General features: G+C 61.8%; 1 pseudogene. It reads left to right on the top strand.

Annotated elements, in window-relative coordinates:
- Positions 1 to 204, top strand: a pseudogene (locus tag lacNas_RS06910) (heavy metal translocating P-type ATPase); the annotation flags it as partial.

The raw sequence follows: 204 nt of genomic DNA, 5'->3' as shown, positions 1-204 counted from the left end.
CGCTCCTGCCCTCTCCAGTGCCGATGTCGGCATCGCCATGGGCAGCGGGACTGACGTGGCCAAGGAAGCCGGCGGCATCGTCTTGATGACCAGCAGCTTGGAGGGCGTCCTGCGGGCCCTGGACCTGTCCAAGAAGACCTTCCAGCGCATCAAGCTGAATCTCTTCTGGGCCTTGATCTACAACTTGATCGGCATTCCGGTTGC

The organism is Lactobacillus nasalidis, from assembly GCF_016587775.1.
Taxonomy (GTDB): Bacteria; Bacillota; Bacilli; order Lactobacillales; family Lactobacillaceae; genus Lactobacillus; species Lactobacillus nasalidis.
The sequence above is the reverse complement of the archived record's forward strand: the minus strand, read 5'-3'. Positions and strand labels throughout refer to the sequence as shown.